The organism is Cohnella baijiui, assembly GCF_020731285.1.
Classification (GTDB): domain Bacteria; phylum Bacillota; class Bacilli; order Paenibacillales; family Paenibacillaceae; genus Cohnella.
In genome coordinates, this window is sequence record NZ_JAJFOW010000002.1 from 180215 (window position 1) to 204863 (window position 24649).

Here is a 24649-nt window from a genome sequence, read left to right on the forward strand (position 1 = left end):
GATTCTCCCTTCCATATTTATAGCCGTTCCAGAAAGCTGGCCGCCATGCCCGCAATGCGGGCATGTCCCGCCTCGCTCGGATGAAGCCCGTCCGAGGTGAACAGCGGCAGCGTAAGCGCATGGATTCCGCTTTCCCTGTACAGATCGAGCACAGGCAGCGCGTAGCGCATCCCCAAGCAGCGGACCGCTTCCGCGTAATCGTCGAGGCGGCGACCGTCTCCGTTGCGGGTATCCGCGTCATAGCCGTCCTTGTCCCGGTGCAGCGGCGTCCACAAATTCAGCCGGCAAGCCGGATGAGCCTTCAGGATCCCTTCGATCAAGGTCGCGTAAGCCCCGTAAAACGTATAAATATCCGTGTCGCTCGGCGCTCCTAGCGACTTGCTCAAGCGAAAATCGTTGACGCCGGCGAAAACGGTGACGCAATCGAAACGGCCGAGGCCGGCGCCGACCCTCACGGTCGAGCCTTCGTCCGTGTCTCCTCCCGCCGTCATCGGACAGCCGCTTCTGCCCTCGTTCGCGACTTCGGCAAAGCCGAGCGCAGCGCGAACAAGCGGCTGATAGCCGTTCGCTTCCGTAATGCTGTCGCCCAGCGTTGCCCATGTTTTTCCTTGCCATTTCAAGGATCTTCGTCCTCCCCTGGTGATGTTAAGCGCTTTCAATCGCCGCAAACTTGACCGCCCGAACCGTTCGAGCGATCAAGAGGTTTATTTCAGTCCGGTCGTGGAGACCCCTTCGACAAACTTCCGCTGCGCGAAGAAGAAGACGAGCAGCAGCGGCACCGTCGTCATGACGGCGGCGGCCATCAGCAGATGCCACGCCGTCCCGGCCGTGTCCGTGAACAGGTTCATCGCGATCGGCAGCGTGAACAGCTTCGACGAGTTCAAGTAGATCAGCGGATCCAGAAAATCCTCCCAGCTGTTCAGGAACGTGAAGATCGCGAGCGTCGCGAAGGCGGGCGCCGTCATCGGAATCATAATCCGCCAGAAGGTCGTCCAAGGCGTGCACCCGTCGATCTCGGCCGCTTCGTCCAGTTCCTTCGGAATCGTAATGTAGAATTGCCGCAGCAGAAAGACGCCGAAGATGCCGCCCGCGCCCAGAATCGGAGGCACGATGATCGGGAAATGGTTGTCCACCAGCCCCAGCTTGGAGAACCAGATGAAGTTCGGGATAATCGTCACTTCGTTCGGGATCATCATGCCGCTCAGCAGCACCAGGAACAGCGAGTTCCGGAAGGGGAACGAGATCTTGGCGAAGGCGAATCCGGCGAGCGCGCCCACCAGGCATGTGCCGATGGTGACCAGGACGGCGATATAAACGCTGTTCCAATAATGCAGCAGAAATTGCGGCTGCGCCGTGAACACTTCCTTGTAGTTCGACCAGACCATCGGATGCGGCAGCCATTGCGGCGGGAACTCGAATATTTTGTTCTGATCCTTCAGCGACGTCGTCACCATCCAGAAGAAGGGAATGACGATCAGGGCGGAGACGATGGTCAGCAGCAAGTACCGCAAGCCGTTGCCGAAGAATCGCATCGCATTACTCCTCATGATGCACCCACCTTTTCCGGAGCGACCACTGCACGAGCGTCAGCGCCAATACGAGGAAGAACAGGATGAAAGCCACCGCCGAGGCGTAGCCGAGCTGATAGTTTTTAAACGCCAATTTGTAGATGTAATAGACCAAAACGCTCGTGCTGGTGCCCGGTCCGCCGCCGGTCATCACGACGATCTGCGAGAACACCTTGAGCGAGCCGATCAGCGTAATGATCAGCGTCAGGAACAGGGACGGCGAGATCATCGGCAGCGTGATCTTCGTGAACTGCTTCCACTTGGATGCCCCGTCCAGCGTCGCCGCCTCGTAATACATCTTCGGCACGTCCTGCAGCGCGGCCAGGAAGATGACCATATTCATCCCGACCTTCTTCAGCACGCTGGTCACGATGACGACGGGCATGGCGAGATGCTTGTTGTACAGCCAAGCCGGACCTTTGATTCCGAAGAAGTGAAGAACCTGATTCACCAGACCGGCATCCGTCGCGAAAATATACTTCCAGACGATGGCCCAGATGATGACGGACGTCACGACTGGCGTGAAGATCGCGGTGCGGAACAGTCCCATCCCCCGCAGCTTGCTCGACAGCAGCAAGGCTAGCGCCAGCGCCAGGGTCAGGTTCAACGGGATCAGTCCCGCCGAGAAGTAAAGCGTATTTTTCACGGTCACCCAGAAGGTGTCGTCCTGCGCGAAGACATGCCGATAGTTGTCCAGGCCGACGAACGAGCTGGGCTTCAGCAGCGAATAGTCGGTGAAGCTGATGCCGAAGGCCCCGACGATGGGCCCAGCCATGAAGAACAAAAATCCCAGCATGATCGGAGCGATGAACAAGTAGCCGTATATCGCTTTTCTGCGCTTGATTCTGCTATAAGTAACGCTCATGCTTTCCACCCCTTCCATGACAATTGCCAAGCTCGTCACTTGGCAATTGTCACGCTCTCTCTGTTATTGCGACGCCAGAATCGGATTGAGATCGCTCTCCATCTTCTTCAGAATGTTCGGAATCGTATCGGATTGGGTATAGATCATATCGAAGTCTTCTTTCATTTTGTCGTTGATCAGCTGGTAGTTGGCGAAGCCCGGCCTGACCTTCGCGCTCGCCATCTGATCCAGGATCGCCGTCTTGACGCTCTCGGGCGACGGACCCTGCTTCAGGAATTCGTCGGACTCGAGCACGGACTTGCGGCCCGGCACGAAGAACTGCGAAGTGATCGTCATGTTCTCCTTGCTGGACATGAACTTCAGGAAATCCAGCGCTTCGGCTTTGTGCGGGCTATCCTTCGTGATCATGTAAGCCGCGTATCCCATCGTCGTGCCTTGGCTGCCGCCCGGGCCCTTCGGCATCGGCGCGATATCCCAGTCGAAGTCGGTGATGGCCTTCGCCTTGCCGATATAGCTGAGCAGATTCTGCTGCATGCCGATCTTGCCGGATTCGAATCCGGTCTGGTCGCCGGGCTTCGGATGAATGCCGTCCTTGAACATCGTATCGCTGAAAAATTGCACCGCTTGCTGGCCTTGCGGCGTATTAAGCGCGAACTTTTTGCCGTCCGGGCTGAAATAATCGGCGCCGTACGCCCACATGACGGTAATGAGCGATTCCATCCAGCTCTCCGTCCACGAGCTGCTCGGCAAGATCAGATCCATGCCGTAGATGCCTTTAGAAGGATCGGAGATCGCTTTGGCCGCCTTCACCATTTCGTCGTACGTCCAGTTGCCTTCTTGATAAAGCTCCGACGGCGTCTTCAAGCCTTTCTCCTCAAACAGCTTCTTGTTGTAATAAATCATGTTCGGCGGCGTGGAGAACGGGACGCCGTACAGCTTGCCGTCCTGGGTCACCAGTTCGAGCGTGGACGGAATGAAATCCGCGAAGTCGTAGTCCGAGCCGTCCTTGATCGAAGAGATGTCTTCGACTTGCCCCGAGCTCAAAAACTGCGGAATCGAGCGCTCCAGCATCCACATGATGTCCGGTGCGGTCTTGGAAGCCAGCATAACGGAAATCTTCTGCTGGTAATCGGCGGCCGGAATCGTCATGATCTCGACGTCGACGTTCGGCTTTGTTTTCTTGTACTCCGCGATCATGTCCTCGTACATCTTCTTGTGCGTGTCGTTCCCCCAGATGCTGAACGTCAGCTTGACCGGCTTGCCCGCGTCTGCGGACGCTGTACCGGTGGCCGCACCCGACGTGGGCGAGGACGTGCCGCCGCTTCCCTCGCCGCAAGCCGACAGCAGCAGCCCTGTCAGCAAGACGACGGAAGTCGCCGTAGTAGCTTTTCTCATGTTCGTGTCTCCCCCGCTTTTTCGTATTAAGCGCTTACAGGTCTAATCTTACCGCCTCTCCCGCATCCGCCGTAACGCCACGAAATCCATAAAACGGCCGAAATCGTAAGATGTTTCAGGCGTCCCGGAATTCGTTCGGCGTGCATCCGGCATGCTGTTTGAAGAGCGCACGGAAATACTTGTGGTTGGCCAAGCCGCACATCTGCGAGATGTCCGGCACTTTGAGCGCAGTCTCCTTCAGCAGCTTCTTCGCCTTGTGCATTCTCCGCTCCGTGACGTAATCCGACAGATTTTGCCCCGTCTCGCGCTTGAACATGTCGGAGAGGTATTTCGGATGCAGGTACACATGCTCCGCCAGATAGGACAGCGACAGTTCCCGATCGAGCCTCTCGTTCACCAAGTTCTTCACTTTGCGGATCAGCAGTCGTTCGTTGTCGTCGCCCGGCGCATCGTCCGGCGCATCGTCCGGCGCTTCGCCCTTGCGGGAATCCGCTTCCTCCCTGATCCTGTGCAGCACGCGCGCCAGCTCGACCCGCTCGATCGGCTTGAGCAAGTAATCGGCCGCGCCGTAACGGAGAGCCTCCCGCACGTAAGCGAACTCGTCGTAGCCGCTAATGACGATGAATGCGGCGCTCGGGTGGGATTGCCGGGCCAGCCCCATCAGCTCGAGGCCGTTCATCTCCCGCATGCGGATATCGGTAATGACCAGATCGACCTCTTCCTGCCTGCGGAGCCATTCCCATGCCTCCTTGCCGCTCGCCGCCTCCGTCACCTGCAGGCGGGAGGGCACGATCTGCTCCACCAGCGCGCGGATTCCCTGACGGATCTTGGCCTCATCCTCAACGATCAATATCTTCATGATTTCCGTCCTCCTCCCATTGGAATGGCATATGAACATGGATGGACACGCCCGCATGCGACGCTTCGATCTCCAACCCGTACGGCTCGCCGTAGAGCAGCCTCAGCCGCTGGTGGATGTTGCGCAGCGCGAAGCCTTTCGTGCGCTTCCCGGCGCCGCGTGCGGTCACGGGAGGTTCCGGTTCGTAGACATTCCGCTGGATCTCTTGCAGCCGAGCGGGATCGATTCCCCGTCCGTTGTCCCGAACGCACAGCAGCAGATCTTGACCCGAGACCTTGGACACGAGCGTCACCTTGATCGGCTCTTCGCCCAGCCCGTGCTCGATCGCGTTCTCGACGAGCGGCTGCAGGATCAGCTTCGGCACGATCGCCAGCTCGTGCGCGAAGTCGACCACGATGTCAAACTGCAGCCTGTCCTCCAGGCGGAAGGCCTGAATATTCAAGTAGCTCTCCACGAACGCCAGTTCATCCTGCAAGTGCACGCTCCGTTCCTTGTTGTTCACCGTGTACCGAAGCAGCTTGCCCAGGCTGGCGATGACTTCGGACAGGCTCTCGTGCTTCTCCCGATGGGCGGCCATGGAGATCGATTCCAGCGTGTTGTACAGAAAGTGCGGATTCATCTGGCTGAGCAGAGCGCTGAGCGCCGCGTCCTTCTCCCTCAGCCGCAGCTCGTAGATATCCTTGATCATGATGTTGAGCTGCGAGACCATCGTATTGAAGCCTTCGGTCAGCAGCCCGACCTCGTCCCGCGAGATGACCTTGGCTCTGCCTTCGAAATCGCCGTTCTGCACGCGCCGCATGCGGTTCAGCAACTGCTTGATCGGCTTGACGAAGTTGTTCGACGTCAGCACCGCCAGCAGATACGCGAGAACCAGCGCGGCCGCGGAGATCCACAGCGTGAAGCTGGTCAATTGCCGAGCATCGGCCAGCACGTCGTCCCGCGGAACGGCGCTGACGATGGTCAAGCCGCCGTAATTCGTGGAGCGCTTCGAGATCAGCCAGCGGTCGGACGGCGCGTCCGCGATGCTCCGGTAGCTCGCGCTTCCCGCCTCATCGAACGGATAGAGCTGCCGGAAGTCGTCGTTGAAAACGAACAGTTTGCTGTTGTCGGTCACCTTGACGCTGGAGAGGATCTTCTCGAAGCCGTCGCTGGTCAGATCGATCTTCACATAGCCGAGATCCTTGTTCGTGGTCGGTTCCTTGATCAGCCGCGCCAGCGAGAGAACCTGCTTCGGCGCGTCGCGATAATAGGTTTCGTTCTCCGGAGGAAGAATGACCAAGCCCCCGTCCTTCCGCTTCGCCTGCTCCATCCAAGAATTGGACGACGTCTCCCAGCTTCGCTGAACGGTCTCCAGCAGATTGCTGAACAGGCTGCCGTCCAGCGCGAAAATAAACACGCCTTCCAATTCCGTCCGCTCGATGATCTGGGACGAGATTAATTCGTTGATGCTCGTTACTTCGCTGACCGTCAAGTAGCCGCTGTGGGCGCCCGGATCTTTGTGGCGATTCAGCACGGCCATGACGCCGGAGTCGTAATAGATCGAGAGCGTAATCCGGTCCATGTCCTGCACGTAGCGCTCCAGATTGATCGCGACCTGCTCGGAGATCTGCTCCGAGTACGCTTGGGCGTCCCGCTCGACGTTCGAGGAATATCGCTGGTAGGTCAAGAAACCGCTCAATAAAAATGGAAGCGTAATCATAAGACCGAACAAAATGAGGAACTTCGTTCGAATGGAGACGAAACGCGAGGCGTTGCGGATCATGGTGGAGCCCCCTTGCCAGATGTCTTTCTACTGTATTACAAAAGAACCCGAGAAGGATAGATCCTCTTCGGGTTCTTTGTCGAATCGCGTCGACTGGCTACGCCAGAACGGCTCCGCCCGCGACAAGCTCCCGCTGCAGGAGCACGACATCGAGCTCGGCCGGCGAGACCCCCTGCCGGACGGCGAGCCCGGCCGCCGTTCCCGCCGCCTGCCCCGTCGCCATGCAGCTCGGCGTCAGCCGCGTCGTCGCCAGCGCCTCGTGCGAAGTCGAGATGCAGCGTCCCGCCACCAGCAGATTGCGCACCTTGCGCGGAAGCAGGCAGCGGTAAGGAATGTCGTAAGCGCCGTCGCCCTGCACCCAGGCGGCCGTCACGCCTTTGCCCGAAGGATCGTGGATGTCGATCGGGTAGCCGCTGCGGGCGACGACGTCGTCGAACCGGCGGCCCTGAATGACATCGTCGGCCTGCAGCGTGTACGCCCCTTCGATTCGCCGCGTCTCGCGAATGCCGATCTGCGCGCCGACGTTCGAGATGGAGGCGTTCTCGAAACCCGGCAGGTTAGCCGTCATGAACGCCGCCACCATGAGCACCTGCTTGCGGCCCAGCTCCTCGGCTTCCGTCAAATCCTCCACTTCCAGGCCGTTCAATCCCTGCACCCGGGTCGTGTTCACCAGCACTTCATCCTCCGCCGGGCCGGTGAACATGAGCACCTGCTCGCGGTTGATCGGCAGATTGGCATTTTGCCAATGCTTCTTGAAGCCTTGAATGCCCGAGAGCGGCAGATGCGTCAGCTCGTCGAACGGCGTCTTGTGGTAGAACTCGTCCGGATGGTCGATCATATATTGCTTGACCTTCTGCAAGTCGACGCCCCGCATCCGGAATTTCATCGTCATCGGCTGGGTCAAATTGTCGCCGCCGCGGCCGACGAGACAGGGCGCGCCCGCTTGATAAGCCAAATCGGCGTCCCCCGTCGCATCCACGAACAGCTTGCCTTGTACCCGGATCTTGCCGGACTTCGTCGCCAATTGAATCGCCTCGATCTCCCCGTCCGCCGTCCGCACTTCGTCCATGAAGCTGTGCAGCATCAGCTTCACGCCCGCTTCCTTCAGCATATCGACGGCCAGCACCTTGTACATCTCCGGATGGTAGGGGGTCAGCGTATTCGTGAAGCCGACCGTATCCCGCAGATGGCCTGGGGAGCCGCCCATCGCCATCAGCCGGTCGACGATCTCCTGCGCGATCCCCTTGATGACTTGCTTGCCGCTTAGCGTGTGGAACGTCATCCACGGATAGACGAGCGCCGCCGTCGACATCCCGCCGATAAAGCCGTATCGTTCGATCAGCATTGTCCTTGCGCCGGTTCTCCCGGCGGCTATCGCCGCGTTCACGCCGGCCGGCCCGCCTCCGCATACGACGATGTCCGCATCCATCACTTTCATTCTGATTCTCTCCCTCTCTGTCGCCTGAAGCCGATTTTCCTATTTCGATTATGCAGGAGAAAAACATTTCAAGTTAGTTTAACTTTTGTTTAATATAAGAACAGAACAATGGACGAACGAAGGTGGCAAACATGCGGCGCAAACGAGTGACGCTGGCTGATCTCGCAGTCCGGCTCGGCCTGTCGGTGCAGACCGTCTCCAAGGGGCTGACGGGCAAACCGGGCATGTCCGAGGAGACGCGGAGCGAGATCTTCAAGCTGGCAAAGGAAATGGGTTACCTGACCCGGGATCAGAAGAGCACCTTGGCCTATGAGCGAATATCGCCTTTTCCGCTCCTGAAACGGCGGTTCGTGCTGCTGCACAACGAGCAGTCCATGAACTTCAACCGGCTGCTGCTCGCCGGGCTGCACGATCGTTTCACCGAGTTCGGGCATGCTGTCGATCCTATCCTGACCCCCCCTCACCTGGGAGCGCAGAGCTTCCGCGATTGGGTGGAAGAGTCGGGGCTGGCCTATGCGGAAGGCATCTTCATCGCCCCGCGGATGGACCGCGAGATGGAGCAGCTATTGCTGGAGCTGCCGATGGCGCGGATTCTGCTCAACTTCCCGCCGCCCGAATCACAGGTGGACTCCGTCATCTGGGACGTAGACGAAGCCGTTCATCAGTCCGTCCGGCATCTGGTACGAGCCGGCCATCGGAACATCATGTACGCGGGAGATATCGTCAAACAGCGCGGCTTTCGCTTGCGCTGGCAAGCTTTCCAAGAGGCCATGCGCGAGCAGGGGCTGCCGGCGGACCCGGCCCGACATGCGACCGCGCCGTTTCATGGATGCGAGGTCGAGTGGGCAAAGGATTTTCTGGACCAATTTCAAGCGCTTCATCCGACTGCCATCATTTGCGGGGTGGACGAGCAGGTGGCCCCCGCTTATTACGCCTTGACAGAGGCAGGTGTGGATATTCCCCGAGCTTGCTCGATGGTGGGGATATTGAACGAACAGACAGACCGTCTCCCCTTCATGTCCAGGCCCTATCTTCCGATCAAGGAAGTCGGCTACCGGGCCGCCGACCGCATGTTATGGCGATTGGCGAACCCGACCTCTCCCTTCGAGCACATCCGCATTCGAGGCCCATTTTCCGTGGGGAGCACGACGAGAACGATGTAAGGCAAAAACACCCTTCTCCGTTTAATACGTTGGAGAAGGGGTTTTCGAGAAACTCACCTATTCGATTCGCTTCGAATGGTTTTACCTTTTATTCTTGATCCTTCGCTGTAAGCATCCTGAGCAGTACCGTGACCGTTTCCGCCCTCGTCGCGACATCTTTCGGGAAAAAGCCGTTGCCGCCCTTCCCCTGCATGATCCCCAACTTCTTCATCTCGGCTGCCGCCCCCACGGCCCAAACCGGTATATCGCGATCGTCAGCGAATCCGGCGGAACGGGCTTCAGGCGCCAGGTTTAAAGCTCTCGCCAACATGACGGCCATTTCCGATCTCTTCATGAGCGCGTCCGGACGGAAGTTGCCGTTCGTATCGCCCTGGATAAGACCCAATCTTACGGCTTGCGCGACGGCTGTCCGGGCCCATTGCCCGATTCGGTCCGCGTCCTTGAAGGACAAAGCCGCCCCTTCATTCTGAAGCTTCAGTGCTTTCGCCAGCATCACCGCGAATTCAGCACGCGTCACCGTGCGATCGGGCCGGAACGATCCGTCCGGATAGCCAGTAATGATTCCCAGCTTCTCTGCCTTCAAGATATTGGCTTCGGCCCAATGACCGGCAATGTCGGCAAAGGCATGGCCGGGTACCGGATCGTCCGGCGTGCCCGGATCATCGTTCGGATGTTCGGGGGCTACCGGCGGAGTCCCGGGCGTTCCTCCTCCCGAATCGCCTCCGTTCCCGCCGCTCGAACGCTCGTTTACGGAAACGGTTATTCTTCCCGTCACGGACGGACTTGCGGTCAAGACGGCCGTCATCGTCACTTCTCCGGCGGCGTACGGCGCCGTAAAGACCGTGCTGAACCGGCCGTTCATGTCCGTTACCGTCCGGGCCGTTTTAAAGCTGCCCGACGAAGCCGAAATTTCGACCTCTACGCCGGAGACTGGAAGATCGTCGCCATCGTACACGACTCCCGATACAGACACGTCGTCTCCGACCGTCACGGAAGACGGCGTCGCTTGGAGTTCGATTCGAGCGGGCACTTGTACGATTTCATTTACGTAAACGACGGTCGTCCCCTTCACGGACGGATTCGCGGTCAAGACGGCCGTCATCGTCACTTCTCCGGCGGCGGACGGCGCCGTAAGGACTGTGCTGAACCGGCCGTCCGCATCCGTTACCGCCCTGGCGGAGCTGACGCTGCCCGATGAAGCCGCGATTTCAATCTCCACGCCGGAGACCGGAAGATCGTCGCCGTCGTAGACGATTCCCACGACGGACACTTCACCTCCGAACGTCACGGAAGCCGGTGTCGCTTGGAGTTCGATTCGAGCGGGCACTTGTATGCCCTTGTTTACGGAAACGGTAATCGTATCCGTCACGGACGGGCTTGCGGGCAAGATTGCCGTAATCGTCACGTCACCGGCAACTGACGGCACCATATAGACTGTGCTGAATCCGCCGTTCGCGTCCGTTACTGCTTTAGCCGTTTCGAAACTTCCCGACGAAGCCGCGATTTCGACTTCCACGCCAGGGATCGGAGCATTGTCGCCGTCGTACACGACGCCCGAGACGGACACGTCGTCTCCGACCGTTACGGAAGACGGCGTCGCTTGAAGTTCGAGTCGGGCGGGAACCCTCTGTACGGTTTCGGCACCGTACACTTTAAATTCCCAGAGCGAGTAGCCGTACGTGGTCGCTCTTTTCGTACCATACATCCGAACGTATCTTGCATTCACCGGTTCGAAGATGATCTCATCGATATCGCCGTCCCCGCTTGTAGTGCTGTATACGGTCTTCCAGTCCGTTGTATTGTCGGAAACCTGAATTTGATACTCCTTTGCATACGCGGTCTCCCAATGCAGCGTGACCTTCTCGATCGATTGGCTTGCGCCAAGATCGACATAGATCCACTGCGGATCAGAATAGTTGGAGCCCCAGCGGGTCGTCAATGAGCCATCGACCGCATTCCCGGGCGACACGTCGGCGGCTCTGGTTGAACTTGCCGTTACCGGTTTGCCTTCTGCGAGATTGGGTGCCACCGCTTCATAGACGTTAAATTCATAAAGCGAGTAGCCGTCCCCGGCACCCTGCTGTACGCCCTGCATCCGGACGAACCTGGCACTGACCTTTCCGAAAGAAATGTCGTCGATTCCGCCGTTCCCCATCGAAGTCGTGTAAACGTCCCTCCAGGCGACAGCATCGTTCGATACTTGAATTTTATAGCTTTTCCCGTACGCCTTCCCCCAATTTAGCCTTACTTTATTGATCGAATATTGATCCTGCAGATCCACATAGATCCATTCGTTGTTTGAAGCATTTGAATTCCAATAGGAAGTTCTGTAAAGGTCCGTAGCATTCGAGGCAAATTGCTTGCCTTTGCTGGAGGAAGCGGTCGCGCCTTTACTGTAAGCGAGATCGAATCCGCTATCGTCGATGGAGGTTCCCTCGCTTACGGTCATGCTTCGGCCGGCAAATATATCCTTGCCGAGTTTATAGGTTGTCGTCGTTTTTTCTCCGTCCCGGTTCAGCGTTACGTTCACTGTAATCCCCGGTGTTTCGGGATTGGCGACTGAGATACGGACGGGTGCTGTGGATTCGTCAACGATGACCATGGCGGGTTTGTCCACCGTGACCGTCAAACCGTCTCTCACCGTTACCGTCCCGGGTTGATAAAACAGCATTTCCGCAATCCCAAGCGAATTGTGCCGAACAGCCTGGACCGACGCCGTATTCGAAAGAATGCGGATCGGGTTGTCGCTCGCGTAGCTGCCGACCTCTTCGGAGGTTTTGTTCGGCAATACAATGTACTGGTAGGAAGCGTTTGTGGGCTTCACACCATGATCGAGCCAGATCGAGAAAATCGGCTTGGTGATCGGCTCCGTCGAACTTCCCGCGACGACGTCACTCCATTTGCCGGTTTTCGTCTCCCGTTTGACTTGAAAATCCGTCGGATTCGGGAATACATAACCGATACGATCGTTATAGGCCCATTTCCCGTTCGTCTGCGTCGTTCCGTCCGCTATCACTTTACCGTCCACGATCACATCGCCTACCGCCATACTCTGGTTCAATGTCGTGTGGATCGCGGCGGTGTTGGTCGAAGCGATTCCTGCGCCAAGCGCCACCATTTCGTCATCGAAAAAGAAGTAGCCTTTTTTGCCGCTTGTGCTCAGCTTGTTGAAGTCGAATGCGGTGGCTCCATTACGCTCGTTGGTCACGCCGCCTACGAACGTCTTGGGATTGTTGAAGTTCCCGTCCTTCGTGAGTACGTAAGGGGCCGTCGTGCCGGGAACGTGAGCCCAGTCCATTAACGGATAGACGGGTCTGTATTCGTTGCCCGTCCGCTGAATGGCGGTGGCCCCTTGCGGCGTCCAGTATAACAGGTTATATCCGTCGGGATGAATCGTTCTCCATTCGCCGCCTTTAACCGTGCTGGAGGACATCTTGACCGTAATTCCGTAGTCGTCCCGCATATGGGAGGAGACAAGCGTCTGCCATTGCGTCATATTGTTAGCGCTCAGTCCGTTGCTTGTACTCGTGCCGATGTTGCGGATATTGTCCAGAAAACTCGCAAACTCCGCAGCCCGCTTCGGATTGGCCGCCTCCATCCATTGCATCGGATCTTCATAGAAGGTCAAGGCCGCACTCGTGTAATCCGGCCAGTCCGGTCCGTTCATGCCCATGCCCAGATCGGCGACATCGCCTCTCACGAGATACCGGGTGCCGTCCAGCAAGTAGGACGATAATGAATCGATCGCCGCCTCGCTGTACGAGAACATGGTACCCGAGGTGATGTAAGCCCAGAACGACATGTCTCTGGCAAAGCTTCTGCCATAGCCCGTCGTATAATTGGTTTTGCCATGCTGAAAGAAGGACATGTCCGATTGGATTCCCGTCACCGTGGTCGTCACATTGGACAGCACGTTAAACGCATCTACGGCTTTCCGGACGATCCCGGCATCCTCCAGCAATACGCCCCGATACATATAATTTTGATTGTACCAGGACGAATTGGCTCCATCGACGGTGTTCGGGCTGCTGTCCAGCGTGCCGACGATATTGGAGAGTTGCGTTGCCGTTAAGTATCCTTCGCATAAAAGCCCGACTTTCTCCAACCTTAATTGTACGCCGATGGTGTTTTCCCACCAGTTGGTTGAAGTCGGCTTTACCGTGAACCAATAATCCAACGCCCGCTTGATGCCATCTAGCAGCGCTTCACTGTGATAGTTTGGGTCCTTCGGGTCCGTGAACGCCGCAGCCATCGATTGCATCCGATCCAATGCCAGGTATGACGGCCAGCCTCGTCCGTTGGCGGCGGATTGCTTGCTCGCGTAATCGACATCCGCCCAGCTCCCATCCGGCTTCTGACTAGATAAGTAAGTAGAGGCCTGCGATTTGAAGGTCCATTCGACCCGGCCGTTCGTTCCGTCATTGATGATATCTTTGGAGATGTAGAATTCAACCATCCGCTTTTTCATTAATTTCATATCGGCGATCTCTTGAGGAGATTTCGTTTGCCCGGGCGTGCTCGCCGATGCGGACGAGGATAACCAGATGGACGATATCATCGAACAAACGAGTACAAGACAGATCCACCTCTTTACAACCCTTTGCACTTGATTAGCCATCCACATGCGCTCCTTTGTTAAACGAAACTAAAAAGCTATTGACAGCGCTTTCCGATTGATGGAAGGAAGAAGGCAGCTTGCACTGCCTCCAACCCATTTAGTAAAGCGTATAGTAAATATCCTCCAAGGGGATGTCTACGCCTGCCATCACTTCATCCGCGGCACCGTAGTACATGCGAATCGATCGATCCAGTAAAATGGCTCCGCACGAAAACACGACCCGGCCGAAAAATCCGTTCACCTCATATTCCGCTTCCGGCTCCAGTACGGGCACGCGAGATCTCGCGATCACCTTGACCGGATCTTTCAGGTCCAGCAGCAGCGCGCCCATACAATAGCGGTCCGTCTCGTCCGCTCCGTGATACAGGACAAGCCATCCTTCAGGCGTTTTGATCGGAACGGCCCCGCCGCCGATTCGCCCTCCGTCCCATTGCCCTTCCCGCAGACCGATCAGAAACTGATGCTGTCCCCAGTGTAGGAGATCGGGGGATTGCGCAAGCCACATCTCGGGAGAACCGATCGCCTTCGGCACCGGACGATGAAGCGCATAATAGTTACCGCCTATTTTCTCCGGAAAAATCGCAACATCCTTATTCTCGGGGGGAAGCATCACGCCGGATCGTGCAAAGGTAACAAAATCCTCCGTCACGGCGACACCGACGCTAACGCCCTTCGAAGAGATCGCACTGTACGTGATGAAATACTGATGACCGATCTGCGTAATTCTCGGGTCTTCAATGCCCCACGCCTCCAGCGGGCCGCCCGGCAGCATAGTCGGGCCGGCATCCACTTTAAAGTGGATGCCGTCCGTGCTCCGCGCCATTCGCAAATAAGATAGGGAAGTCAGATACGCGTACCTTCCCCGTTGCTTGATGACTCGAGAGTCCGACAGGTCATACCGGTCGTCCGACTTGGTGATACGGATGATTTCCAATTCCCCGTTGGTTTCGCTCAACACGGGTACAAGCACATGGTTCTCGTCGGATTGAATCGGCATTTCCGCGATACGCAGCAACAATATAACCTCGTTACGGAAAGTCGCAACCCCTGCATTAAACACCCCGACCACCTGAAAATCGGGACGCAATGGCCTTACGTCTTTCGTTTCGATGATGGGATTGTGAGGAAATCTTGTAATGGCCATCTATGAGTCTCCCTTACTTCTGCTCCGCTAGATAAGCATCCAGTTGCTTTTGATATTCCGTTTGAATTTTTTTCAGATCCGTTCCGTATTTGGCTTCGAAGTCGGCAAAGGCTTTGTCCGGATCGAGCGTGCCCAAGAGAATCGGGTAGACATACGAGTTCGCCTTCAGCCTTGCCATCTCTTGCAGTACCGGCTCCGGATTAAAGGTGAATCCGGAATCTTTCGACTTCGTAAAGTTCCCCGCATCCTTCGCCCAGTTCCACCATTTCAGTTCTTCCGGCGACAAGGAAGCGTCGTAGCGTTCATACGTCGGATTCCAGATCCAATCGAAGCCAAAGTTCGGGTAATCGCCGTTAAGCGCTTTAAAGCCGTCTTCGCCGACCGCCTGCCAGTTTTTCCCCTTGATTCCGTAGCTGAGCAAGTCGTAATTTTCTTTTTCATTCGCCCAGTTCAAGAACATAATGGCACGCTCTTTATTTTTGCTGCCCTTCGGCACGCTGATGAAATTCCATTGTTTAAAATCGGTCTGGTACTTTTGGGACGGATCCATAAAGGTGACCCATTCGGCCGATCCGCCAAGCTTGCTGACCGCGTCCTGAATCGAGGACGGGATCCCGACGTCTGCGGAAGTAATCGCCGCCGTTTTGCCTGCCGTGAACAAATCTCTTTCGTTCTGCACCGCCAGATTGTCCTTGTTGATGATTCCATCCTGATACCATTTTCGCATGCTCTGAATGCCCGACCAGATGTCAGCGTCCTTATTTTCGAACAGGGTGTAGATTTTTCCGTCGTTATTTTTCTTATAGAAAAACGGATACATTTCGGGAATTTCTTGCTTGATATCGTACGCCGAATTGAAGTAGAAGGGATATGCATTGGTGATGCGGTCCGTCGACACAAGCGTCGTCAAGGGACTCATTCCCTGCTCGTTCTCTTTCACCTTGTACAAGTACTGCGAGAGATCGTCGAACGTTTTAAGCGGCTGCATGCCATATTTCTCTCTCAGATCTTTTCGAATGTAGAAGCCTTTGATCTGATATTGAGAGACGCCGAGAGGTATTCCGTAAATGCTGCCGTTAAATTTGTTCGCATCCCACATTTCCTGCGGCCGGGTTTTCAATATCGTTTGACCGTACTGTTGCAGCAGCGGCTCCAGATCCTCATAGGTATCGGATGCGATCATTTTGTTCATATGCAGCCATGGCGCATCGAAGATCAGGTCGACGGCTTCCCCGGAAGCGAGCGCCAGCGAGGTTTTATTGTCCAGATCCGACCATGGAATGAACGTGATATTAAGCTTGACGTTGAGCGTTCCGGCCATCCGCTTTTCCGCTTCGGCGATTACGGCATCCATATCTTTGGGACGGTCTCCGGGAATATAAATCTTTAATGTAGCGGGACTTAGCGCCTTATCCTGTTCCGCTTTCTGATTCCCGGCAGCGCTCGTTCCTGCCGCTTCCTTGGTGTCGTTGTTGCTGCTGCAGCCGGCCAAAACGCCCGAGGCGGTCAGCGACATCAAGCACGCCAACAGCATCCATTTTCTTTTCATTTCTGCTACCTCCCTGGAATCTTTCTTTATATGCTCAACCGGGTACCGGTTATAGCCGGAATTAACCTTTGACCGAGCCGATCGTCAGCCCTTTAACGAAGTAACGCTGCAAGAAGGGGTACAACAACACGATCGGGCCAATGGTCACGCATACGGTTGCAAGCTGCACGCCATAAGCCGGTATCTGCTGGAGTTGGCTCGCCGACGCGCCTTGAATGTAGGACGCGGCGTTCATATTGGAGATCAGCTGCCGGATCATGATTTGAAGCGGATGCAGCGTGTAGTCGTCGACGAATAACAAGGCAAGCCACCAGTCGTTCCAATATTGCAAGGCGTACAGGAGCGTAGTCGTGGCAAGGACCGGCGTCGTGATCGGCAGTATAATGCGGAAGAACGTCCGCCATTCGCCCGAGCCGTCGACCGTCGCGGCTTCATTCAGTTCATAGGGGACCGTACGAAAAAAGGAAACCAGAACGAAAGTATTGAACGGGTTCAGGAGATACGGCAGGATCAAAGCCCAGAGCGTATCCTTCAAATGCAGCCAATTGACGACCAGAATGTAGAAGCCGACAAGCCCTGAACCGAACAGCATCGTAAAATAAGTTAAAAACGACAATGCATTTTTGTACTTGATCTTGCGATGAGCCAGCACATAGGCAAACATGGCGCTAATCAAGACCGCCGCAAGCGTGCCGATGACTGTCGTTTCAATCGTAACGAGATAGCTTCTGTACACTTGTCCGCCGTGCAGCAGGAATTCATACGCGTACAAGCTTAGCTTGCGGGGGATCAACTGAAATCCTTCCATTCGGAGACTGCTCTCGTCCGTAAAAGATCCGATCATGACCATCCAGAATGGAATGAAGCAAAATAGCGCGAATAGCGTCACAACCAGATAAGCGGATCCGCTCACGACCCAATCACTGATACTTTTCTTGCGTTGTTGCATTTGCGGGATCTCCTTTAGAAAAGCCTGGAATCTGGATCGTATTTTTTCACAAGCCCGTTAAACAACAGAATCGTAATCAGACCCATGACGGATTGGTAAAGCGCCACCGAAGAAGCCATGCCGAAGTCGCCCAATCCGCGAAGCGCACGGAATGTGAAGGTATCGATCACATCGGTTGTCGGATAAAGCAGCGAATTCTCGCCGACGATGCCGTAGATCATGCCAAAGTCGCCATAAAAGATTCGTCCGACCGCAAGCAGCGTCAAAATAATCAAAGTGGGTCTCAACAGAGGAAACGTAATGTAAAAGATTTGTTGAAGCCGATTGGCCCCGTCGATTCGCGCGCTCTCATAGAGCTCGTCCGAGATGCCCGATATGGCCGCCAAAAATATAATCGAGTTGTACCCGGAAAACTTCCAGATGGAGATGACGGTCAGGATGATCGGCCAATAGGCCGGCGAGCTGTACCAATCGATCGCGCCGATATGAAGCGACTGCAGTTGGTGATTAATCATCCCGTTGGTCGAATTGAGCAAGCCGAACACCATCAGACTGACCACTAGCCAGGATACGAAATAAGGCAGAAAAATAACGGATTGCGCCAGCTTCTTGTAGAGCCGGAGATGAATCTCGTTCAGCGAGATCGATAGAATCAGGGCAAGACCGAGACCGAAGGTGAGAAACAAAGCGTTTAATCCGATCGTATTGAGGGTCACATGGATCCAATCGTTGCTGCCGAAAAGAAACTTAAAGTTATTGAATCCGTTCCAATCGCTCCCCCAAATCCCCTTCGATACGGAAAATTTCTTAAATGCAATCACATGACCTACCATGGGCAGGTAGGCAAAAACAAGGAGAAAAAGAAGTCCGGGCAAAGCCATCGCATAAATACTTTTGTTTTTATGAAGCTCTCGCAAGAAACTCAATCGTGCCCTCCCCTTTCAGTGCCCCCATCTTATCGGATGATTCTCGGTCCTGCATAGTTCTCGTTCTATCAAAAAGCTGTTTTCACGCGGTTTTTGCCGGTTCTCGTTATCACAAAACGCAAAAGAACCTCGATTTCATCGGTCCATGAAATCGAGGTTCTTTATGGAATCCTTATTTACATTCTGTGATCGTCCGCTTCAAATCGGTATTGCATGGGGGTCTTTCCTGTCGCCTTCTTGAACACCGTGAAGAAATGACTCTTCGTCTGGAACCCCGAAGAATCCATGATTTGGGTAATCGGCCATTCCGTCGAGTGCAACAATTTTTTAGCCTTTTCAATCCGCAAGCCGAGAATGAACTCCGAGAGCGAGATCTGTAAAATATCTTTGAATATCGTGCGCACATAGTTCGGAGAAAGACCGATATGTTCGGCAATCTCTTCGATGGTTAACACCGCTTCCTGCAAATGTTGGTTCACGTAATCGACCACGGAAGCGACGACATCCTCCTTGCGTGTCTCACGGTTCGGCTTCTGGTTTCGTTCCTTGAAGACGACAATCTCCTTCTTCAACCAGGTATAAACCTCGTTCAGGTTGGCAAAGCGATCCAATTGGCGCGAAACGCCTTCGAAGTCCTGAAGTGTCCCTGCCCGCAAAAATATCTTTTTCATTTCATAAACCAGCCGTATAAGCTGAAATCTGCATTCTTCAAAGGGCAAGTGCGGCAAGCGCGCAAACAATTGCTCCATGACAAGGAACGCCTCATGTTCCTCGCCTTTTCCTACGGATTGAAGAAGCTGTTGAACCAACTTGTCAGAGAACGGCTCCAAGTTTTGCGATTGAAACCTGCTCCAATCTCTCTCATCATAAATCTTGTCTTCGCCGTTTAAAAATTTGAGCATTGAAAACTCCAGTGCCTGCCGGTAGACGGACTGAAGGTTGAAGTCCTGCTCATGAGTCAAATGATAGGAGCACACCGTAGCCATATTCAAACACCGGTTGATATTTTCCTTCACTTCGGTCAGCATCCGATGGATGGCATCCTCGGACATGGTATTGGCCCAAAACAAAACGATATGGTCATCGTCAAAATCCACAGTTTCGCAATCAGCATCGTGGTAACGCAAGGTTTCCTGTGCAATGTTGCCCATGGCGTATTTCAAAAGCTTTCTCGAATAGTAGTTATACTTCTCTTCGAACGAGGGATAATATTCGATTCTGACTACTGCGAGTCCCAACTGCTTTGCATTCGCAACCTTCGTCAGTTCGATCAGCGATTCCCGCGACACTGCCGGCAGCGTCCCATTGCGAATCCACAGCCGCAGCATGTCCTCTCGAATCATCTGCTGATTGGATTTAACCGATTGATTCATTTGCTCGACCTGAGTTACCAGCTTGCCGATCCCGCTACGAAGGATTTGATGTTCAGGTTGAAGGCGGCCCCTACCGTCAGGCTCAGTCCCATTGCGCTGAACCAAGCCGATCAGCTCGCTGAATGGCATGTAATGCCGGCGGGAAACCCAAAAAAGAAAGAATAGCGTCAGGGTCAGCATGACCCCTGCCGATAACAAAATGGCGTTACGCAGCTCATTCAGCTTAAACTGCCAGACGTCCCAAGGCGTAAACTGGTATACGTACCATCCCTCAGGTTCGATTTGCGCGGTGTGCACGAACCACTTTCGACCGTCTACCTTCCAATCGAATCGGCTGTCCGGCATTGCTCCGAACTTTTTTATGGCCGTCAGCAATGGTTCGTTATCGTTCCCCAGTATGAAGTTCCCCGCGTCATCCGTTACGATGAGCTGCATCTGGCTATAAATCTCGGACTGCAAAACATTTTGATCGAAATCGCTTTTATCGACCATCATGACCAGGTATCCGTCCGAATTTTTCATGGAGTTATCGCGAATCGCCAAATAGATATAAGACCGCTTTCCGTCGCTATGCCCATGAAAACGAAAATAAGGGCTCCTGTCGTTCCTTACCTTCTGAAGAAGCGCCTGATCGAAAAAATCTTTATTGTCGAACATCGACTCGCGCAGTGTCCATACCCTGTTCTCTCTTGCACTGATTAAGTAAATATTTTGTATAAAAGGCTCGGACGCGGCATATTCCTTCATACTGTTCGACAGACGAACGAGAAGCTGCGGATCGTTCGGGCTTGAAAACCATTCTCGAACCAATTCATCCGCGAACATACGCATGCCATATAAACGAAGCTTGTACAGCGTAAATTCGGCACTTTTTTGCACTTGCTTCAGCTGATTCTGAATGGTCGAGAGAACCTCATCCCGCGCAGATTGGGAGAACCTTTGTACCAAATAGAGAGAAAATGCACTAACAATGACCGTTATTAAAATAGCCGAAGTAACAAATACCCGAAGGTACGTTTTGCGCATGATCATTTTATTCATCATCGTGTCCAAGACCCCTCTTGTCGATGTCATTCCTTTATAATGAAGGGTTAGACGCGGTTTCTTAAAGTACTAATTTTAACAATAGATATAGAAATTCGGAGTTTCCATGCGTTTGGAACGAACCGAAGCCGCCGAAGCAACGCCGCCATAAGAAAGCGGGGCCAGCCGCCGAGTCGAAGCTCCGGGATCTGCTGCTGTACGGCAAGCCGGGGGCGCTGGCGAGCCCATGATCGTCGACCTGCCGGCGCTGCGGCAAATTTGCGGCTGCCCGTCCTGCCCGGCCTGCCCGAAGGAGGTTTGCCGGATTTAGGGAAGTGGCGGGTTTCAGATACGATCCAATTGGACGATGCGATCGACCCAATCCTTGTAGAAGCCCTCCTCGTGGGATACGAGCAGCACGCTGCCCGAAAACTGCGCCAAAGCGTTTCGCAGCGCTTTTTTCGTTTCCGCATCCAGGTGATTGGTCGGTTCGTCCAGAATTAAGAAGTTGCAAGGGGACAGCAGCAGCCTGCATAATTTCACTTTCGATTGCTCCCCGCCGCTCAAAGTTCCGATCGGCTGCGAAGCAAGGTTCCCTCTCACCCCGCACAGCGCCAATTGCCGGCGTATTTCTTTGTCATTCAATTCCGGATAACGCTCCGAAATGACTTGAATGGGCGTCAACGCGTCGTTTTCCCATGTCAACGCCTGCTCGTAATATCCGATTGATGCTTGCTCGGCAAACCGGTAAAAGCCGGCCCTGGCGGGAAGATGTCCGACCAGCGTTTTCAGCAAGGTGGATTTTCCGATTCCGTTAAAGCCCGTCAGGACAAGCTTTTGACCGCCGGCCACCTTCAAATTCAATTGGGGCAGCAGGGACGAACGGTATCCGACCTCCAGATTGTGAACGGCAAGCGCAACCTGAGCCGTAAGCGGCCCTTCACGGAAATGGATCGACGGCGAGTGGGTAAATGTCGGGGACGTCAGCCGATCCATCCTTTCAAGCTGCTTTTTGCGACCTTGAGCGATTTTGGCGTTGACGCCGGCTCTATTTCTGCGGATGTACTCCTCCGTTTTGGCAATGTGTTTTTGCTGTGCCTCGAACCGGCGAACGTAATCCTGCCGCTGGTGCTCCTTTTGCCGGAGGAAGTCCGAATAGCTGCCGTAATACTTTCGGATCGTTCCGAATTCGATATCGCAGACGCAGGTAGAGATCCTTTCCAAAAAATCGTAGTCATGCGAAACGACAATCAAGGCGCCATCGAAATTCGTCAGGAAGCCGGCCAACCAGTCCACATGGTTTTGATCCAGAAAGTTGGTCGGCTCATCCAACAACAAAACGTCCGGTTTTTCGGCAAGCAGCTTCGCCAAGATCACTTTTGCCCGCTGCCCGCCGCTTAGTTCGCGAATGGGGCGGTCCATTCCCAAAGCGTCGATGCCCAAGCCGGCGGCCATTTTCCCGATCCGGCTTTCGATCGTGTAGAAATCCTGGGCTTCGAGCTGCTCCTGATACGCGGCCGCCTGCAGCATTTTCGACTCATCGCCGGTAACGGCACATTCCCCATACAGCTCGTTCATCTTCGTTTCGATTTCGTATAGAGGCGCGAACGCCGTTTGGAGGTATTCCGAAATGGTCCGGCCGCCGCTTAATTCGGCGTATTGGTCCAGATGACCGATCTTCAAGTCGGATTGCCATTGCACCGTGCCTTGATCCGGCACGACGTCCCCCGTCAATATTCGGATCAGCGTGCTCTTTCCGGAGCCGTTTTGACCGACAACCCCCATATGTTCGCCTTTATACAAATCAAAGGAGGCGTTATCATACAGCCTCTTATCCGCAAAACTGTGGGACAAGTTTTCGACCTTCAGCAAACTCATCGCGATTCCTCATTTCTTGGTCAAATAAAAAAGCAGAGGGTTCGGCATCGCTTGCGACACCGGCCCTCTGCTTGGCGAAAATCATGCGATTTCGAAAAGGCGATCACCCGCCGAAAATCGCTGCACGCACAAAGAGCCACCGACAAAACGCTGTCGATGGCCCTTAATCACAGTTCAGCGGCTCATTCGTCATACGCAAACAAGCGTAGGGGTCCACGCTGTTTGAAAGACGATTCAGCCGATGAATAGAAGGAGCGTTACGCCCCCCGATTAAGCTCCGTACAACGCTTCATCGCGTTCGATTGTACGGAGCGAACTTTTCGCACGAGTTTCACGTACTTGATGTACAGCACGTTCAGCACCCTTTCTCATTCTTAAAAAAGGGTAACACGGCGCAATCCCGGCGGTCAACTGTCATGACTTGTTACGCTCTGATTTTCTTTGGATTCCCGACCAACATGATGATCCCTGCGATCATATAGAATAGATTGGGTATGGCCGCAAACAGCGAAACAAAACAGCTGCCGACCGATATGACAAGGAGCATCCATCCGACAATCTTCCGATCCCGATTGTTTTTCGATAAATAAATCGCCAGGATCCCCAGCACAAGGCCAATGATTCCGGGCAGAATAAACATCGTCCCCGCTTGACTCAACTCATCAAGGGTGTAATCATTTTGGCTTTTGGTCCAGTTCGCATCCAAATAGCTTAGAAAAGCATCATTGTTTTTGAGGAATAAAAAAACAAGCCCCGTTCCGATCATGAGAACATTCCCGACAACGTCGATAATATTGAATACATTCTCTACCATTCGTTTCATCACTCGATCCCCTTTCCCTCCTATCCTCAATTTGGCCAGCCCCATGGTCAAGTCAGCCGGCGCGGCGGGAGCGGATCAGCGTGACCCCGGCGAGGATGATGCTCAGCAGCCCCAACACGATGGCAAAGATGGCTCCGACTCGCCCGTCGCCGGTGCCGGGACCGCCTGGGAACAGGGTCACATGCACCCCGGCGTAGGCAATGACGATCAGGCCCACCACCATGGCCGCAGAGGCCCCACGTCGACCGCCGCCGCCACCGAAACGACCGGCGGAGCGGGCCAGAGACAGCCCGGCAAGGATTGCGCTGATCAGTCCCAACCCCGCATCTGTCGTTGCCCAGAGCCGCCCGGGGGTTAGCCCGTATCCGACATTGCCGTTGGTCGCTTCAGCAGAGGCAATCGCCGGCACAAGCAGAAAGGAACAAATGAGCACGAATAAAACGAGCTTCATTTTCATTGTGAAATCCTCCTCATTGTTGTTGTGACAAACCGAAATCCCTGAATCCGATCCACCAGACTTGCCATTCACAGCCAGTGTACACTGCAAATGTCGAGAACTTATGCAGATCCTCTACGCTTTTCGCGGATTTCATAAATACCCGGAAAATCATGCTATCATTTCAGTAAGCGAGCTACGGTCCATCCTGCCTGCAAGTTTGACAGTGCAGCAAGGGGTGTGATTTAATGTGAATGAATTTTTAAATATTCATTCACAAGAATGAGGGATAGAGATAATGGATATCAAATCGGACATTTTTAATCACGGAAAGGCTTTGTTCAGCACAAAGGGATTCAAGAAAACGAATATCAAAGAAATCGCCCAAGCCGTCGGCATAGGCGTTGGCACTTTCTATAACTATTATGCCTCCAAAGAGCAGCTGTTCTTGGAAGTTTATATCCAGGAGAACGAGAGCTTCAAGAAACGGCTCATGGAATCGATTGATTTGGATCAGGAGCCGGTGGACGTCATTCATCAACTGATCTCGAGGAATATCGAGGCCATTCATACCAATCCCATTTTGAAAGAATGGTACAGTCGGGATTTCTATAAAGGACTTGAACAATACTATCGAAATGATGTCAGCAAAAATATGGATTATTTTCGTGGTTTTTACATGGAATTATTCAAAAAGTGGCAGGTTCAGGGGAAAATCAGGGCAGATATTGACGACGATCTATTGCCCGCTTTCTTGGATTCGTTGGTCTACATCGACATGCACAAAGATGACATCGGTATTCAACATTTCCCCAAGTTGATTCAGTATTTAGCCGAATTCATTATGCAAGGCCTAACCAATCATCAGAAATAACCGGGA

At 54.3% G+C, this 24649-nt stretch carries 18 protein-coding genes; 2 read left to right on the top strand and 16 right to left on the bottom strand.

Features of this window, described 5'->3' with window-relative positions; translation table 11 throughout:
- Positions 1-17 precede the first annotated feature (17 nt).
- The 7 genes from LKX83_RS02630 to LKX83_RS02660 form a co-directional block, all read right to left on the bottom strand.
- Positions 18-620 (bottom strand): SGNH/GDSL hydrolase family protein, encoded by a 603-nt coding sequence (locus LKX83_RS02630; protein ID WP_227880625.1) that lies wholly within the window; start codon positions 618-620, stop codon positions 18-20.
- An 84-nt stretch (positions 621-704) separates the two neighbouring features.
- Entirely contained in the window at positions 705-1547 is an 843-nt protein-coding gene (locus LKX83_RS02635) for a carbohydrate ABC transporter permease (protein ID WP_227880626.1), read from the bottom strand.
- Positions 1537-2433: a carbohydrate ABC transporter permease gene (locus LKX83_RS02640; RefSeq protein ID WP_227880627.1), complete on the bottom strand. Its 897-nt coding sequence runs from the start codon at positions 2431-2433 to the stop codon at positions 1537-1539. The genes LKX83_RS02635 and LKX83_RS02640 overlap by 11 nt, the downstream gene beginning before the upstream one ends.
- A 63-nt stretch (positions 2434-2496) precedes the next feature.
- Positions 2497-3828 carry an ABC transporter substrate-binding protein gene (locus LKX83_RS02645; RefSeq protein WP_227880628.1) on the bottom strand — a complete coding sequence of 444 codons (1332 nt, stop codon included), beginning with the start codon at positions 3826-3828 and terminating at the stop codon, positions 2497-2499.
- A 115-nt stretch (positions 3829-3943) separates the two neighbouring features.
- Positions 3944-4687 carry a response regulator transcription factor gene (locus LKX83_RS02650; protein WP_227880629.1) on the bottom strand — a complete coding sequence of 248 codons (744 nt, stop codon included), beginning with the start codon at positions 4685-4687 and terminating at the stop codon, positions 3944-3946.
- A complete protein-coding gene (locus tag LKX83_RS02655; protein ID WP_227880630.1) occupies positions 4668-6449 on the bottom strand; it encodes a cache domain-containing sensor histidine kinase in 1782 nt (593 codons plus the stop codon). The genes LKX83_RS02650 and LKX83_RS02655 overlap by 20 nt, the downstream gene beginning before the upstream one ends.
- A gap of 97 nt (positions 6450-6546) precedes the next feature.
- Positions 6547-7887 (bottom strand): FAD-dependent oxidoreductase, encoded by a 1341-nt coding sequence (locus tag LKX83_RS02660; RefSeq protein WP_227880631.1) that lies wholly within the window; start codon positions 7885-7887, stop codon positions 6547-6549.
- Between the two features lie 131 nt (positions 7888-8018).
- Here LKX83_RS02660 and LKX83_RS02665 point away from each other — a divergent pair, with 131 nt between their 5' ends.
- Positions 8019-9050, top strand: coding sequence for a LacI family DNA-binding transcriptional regulator (locus tag LKX83_RS02665; RefSeq protein ID WP_227880632.1), 1032 nt, complete (start codon positions 8019-8021; stop codon positions 9048-9050).
- Between the two features lie 88 nt (positions 9051-9138).
- Here LKX83_RS02665 and LKX83_RS02670 read toward each other — a convergent pair whose 3' ends face one another.
- The 9 genes from LKX83_RS02670 to LKX83_RS02710 form a co-directional block, all read right to left on the bottom strand.
- The gene (locus LKX83_RS02670) at positions 9139-13527 is read right to left on the bottom strand and encodes a polysaccharide lyase family 8 super-sandwich domain-containing protein (RefSeq protein ID WP_227880633.1); all 4389 of its coding nucleotides are present in this window, start codon (positions 13525-13527) and stop codon (positions 9139-9141) included.
- A gap of 238 nt (positions 13528-13765) precedes the next feature.
- Positions 13766-14812, bottom strand: coding sequence for a glycoside hydrolase family 130 protein (locus LKX83_RS02675; protein WP_227880634.1), 1047 nt, complete (start codon positions 14810-14812; stop codon positions 13766-13768).
- Between the two features lie 13 nt (positions 14813-14825).
- Entirely contained in the window at positions 14826-16361 is a 1536-nt protein-coding gene (locus tag LKX83_RS02680) for an extracellular solute-binding protein (RefSeq protein ID WP_227880635.1), read from the bottom strand.
- A 61-nt stretch (positions 16362-16422) separates the two neighbouring features.
- Positions 16423-17310, bottom strand: a complete 888-nt coding sequence (locus tag LKX83_RS02685) for a carbohydrate ABC transporter permease (RefSeq protein WP_227880636.1) — start codon at positions 17308-17310, stop codon at positions 16423-16425.
- A 14-nt stretch (positions 17311-17324) separates the two neighbouring features.
- Complete coding sequence (locus LKX83_RS02690; protein WP_370639006.1) at positions 17325-18026, bottom strand: ABC transporter permease subunit; 702 nt, start codon at positions 18024-18026, stop codon at positions 17325-17327.
- A gap of 386 nt (positions 18027-18412) precedes the next feature.
- Positions 18413-20653 (bottom strand): AraC family transcriptional regulator, encoded by a 2241-nt coding sequence (locus LKX83_RS02695; RefSeq protein WP_227880637.1) that lies wholly within the window; start codon positions 20651-20653, stop codon positions 18413-18415.
- A gap of 324 nt (positions 20654-20977) precedes the next feature.
- Positions 20978-22510: an ABC-F family ATP-binding cassette domain-containing protein gene (locus tag LKX83_RS02700; RefSeq protein WP_227880638.1), complete on the bottom strand. Its 1533-nt coding sequence runs from the start codon at positions 22508-22510 to the stop codon at positions 20978-20980.
- 424 nt (positions 22511-22934) lie between these two features.
- Entirely contained in the window at positions 22935-23333 is a 399-nt protein-coding gene (locus tag LKX83_RS02705; RefSeq protein WP_227880639.1) for a DUF4064 domain-containing protein, read from the bottom strand.
- A 52-nt stretch (positions 23334-23385) separates the two neighbouring features.
- Positions 23386-23790, bottom strand: a complete 405-nt coding sequence (locus tag LKX83_RS02710; RefSeq protein WP_227880640.1) for a DUF6223 family protein — start codon at positions 23788-23790, stop codon at positions 23386-23388.
- A 277-nt stretch (positions 23791-24067) separates the two neighbouring features.
- Here LKX83_RS02710 and LKX83_RS02715 point away from each other — a divergent pair, with 277 nt between their 5' ends.
- Positions 24068-24643 (top strand): TetR/AcrR family transcriptional regulator, encoded by a 576-nt coding sequence (locus LKX83_RS02715; RefSeq protein WP_227880641.1) that lies wholly within the window; start codon positions 24068-24070, stop codon positions 24641-24643.
- Positions 24644-24649: the final 6 nt, after the last annotated feature.

Bases quoted from the DNA above. Each gene is read 5' to 3' on its own strand.
- LKX83_RS02635 (WP_227880626.1), bottom strand. From the start codon at position 1,547: ATGAGGAGTAATGCGATGCGATTCTTCGGCAACGGCTTGCGGTACTTG.
- LKX83_RS02640 (WP_227880627.1), bottom strand. From the start codon at position 2,433: ATGAGCGTTACTTATAGCAGAATCAAGCGCAGAAAAGCGATATACGGC.
- LKX83_RS02645 (WP_227880628.1), bottom strand. From the start codon at position 3,828: ATGAGAAAAGCTACTACGGCGACTTCCGTCGTCTTGCTGACAGGGCTG.
- LKX83_RS02650 (WP_227880629.1), bottom strand. From the start codon at position 4,687: ATGAAGATATTGATCGTTGAGGATGAGGCCAAGATCCGTCAGGGAATC.
- LKX83_RS02655 (WP_227880630.1), bottom strand. From the start codon at position 6,449: ATGATCCGCAACGCCTCGCGTTTCGTCTCCATTCGAACGAAGTTCCTC.
- LKX83_RS02660 (WP_227880631.1), bottom strand. From the start codon at position 7,887: ATGAAAGTGATGGATGCGGACATCGTCGTATGCGGAGGCGGGCCGGCC.
- LKX83_RS02665 (WP_227880632.1), top strand. From the start codon at position 8,019: ATGCGGCGCAAACGAGTGACGCTGGCTGATCTCGCAGTCCGGCTCGGC.
- LKX83_RS02670 (WP_227880633.1), bottom strand. From the start codon at position 13,527: ATGAAATTAATGAAAAAGCGGATGGTTGAATTCTACATCTCCAAAGAT.
- LKX83_RS02675 (WP_227880634.1), bottom strand. From the start codon at position 14,812: ATGGCCATTACAAGATTTCCTCACAATCCCATCATCGAAACGAAAGAC.
- LKX83_RS02680 (WP_227880635.1), bottom strand. From the start codon at position 16,361: ATGAAAAGAAAATGGATGCTGTTGGCGTGCTTGATGTCGCTGACCGCC.
- LKX83_RS02685 (WP_227880636.1), bottom strand. From the start codon at position 17,310: ATGCAACAACGCAAGAAAAGTATCAGTGATTGGGTCGTGAGCGGATCC.
- LKX83_RS02695 (WP_227880637.1), bottom strand. From the start codon at position 20,653: ATGATGAATAAAATGATCATGCGCAAAACGTACCTTCGGGTATTTGTT.
- LKX83_RS02700 (WP_227880638.1), bottom strand. From the start codon at position 22,510: ATGAGTTTGCTGAAGGTCGAAAACTTGTCCCACAGTTTTGCGGATAAG.
- LKX83_RS02705 (WP_227880639.1), bottom strand. From the start codon at position 23,333: ATGAAACGAATGGTAGAGAATGTATTCAATATTATCGACGTTGTCGGG.
- LKX83_RS02710 (WP_227880640.1), bottom strand. From the start codon at position 23,790: ATGAAAATGAAGCTCGTTTTATTCGTGCTCATTTGTTCCTTTCTGCTT.
- LKX83_RS02715 (WP_227880641.1), top strand. From the start codon at position 24,068: ATGGATATCAAATCGGACATTTTTAATCACGGAAAGGCTTTGTTCAGC.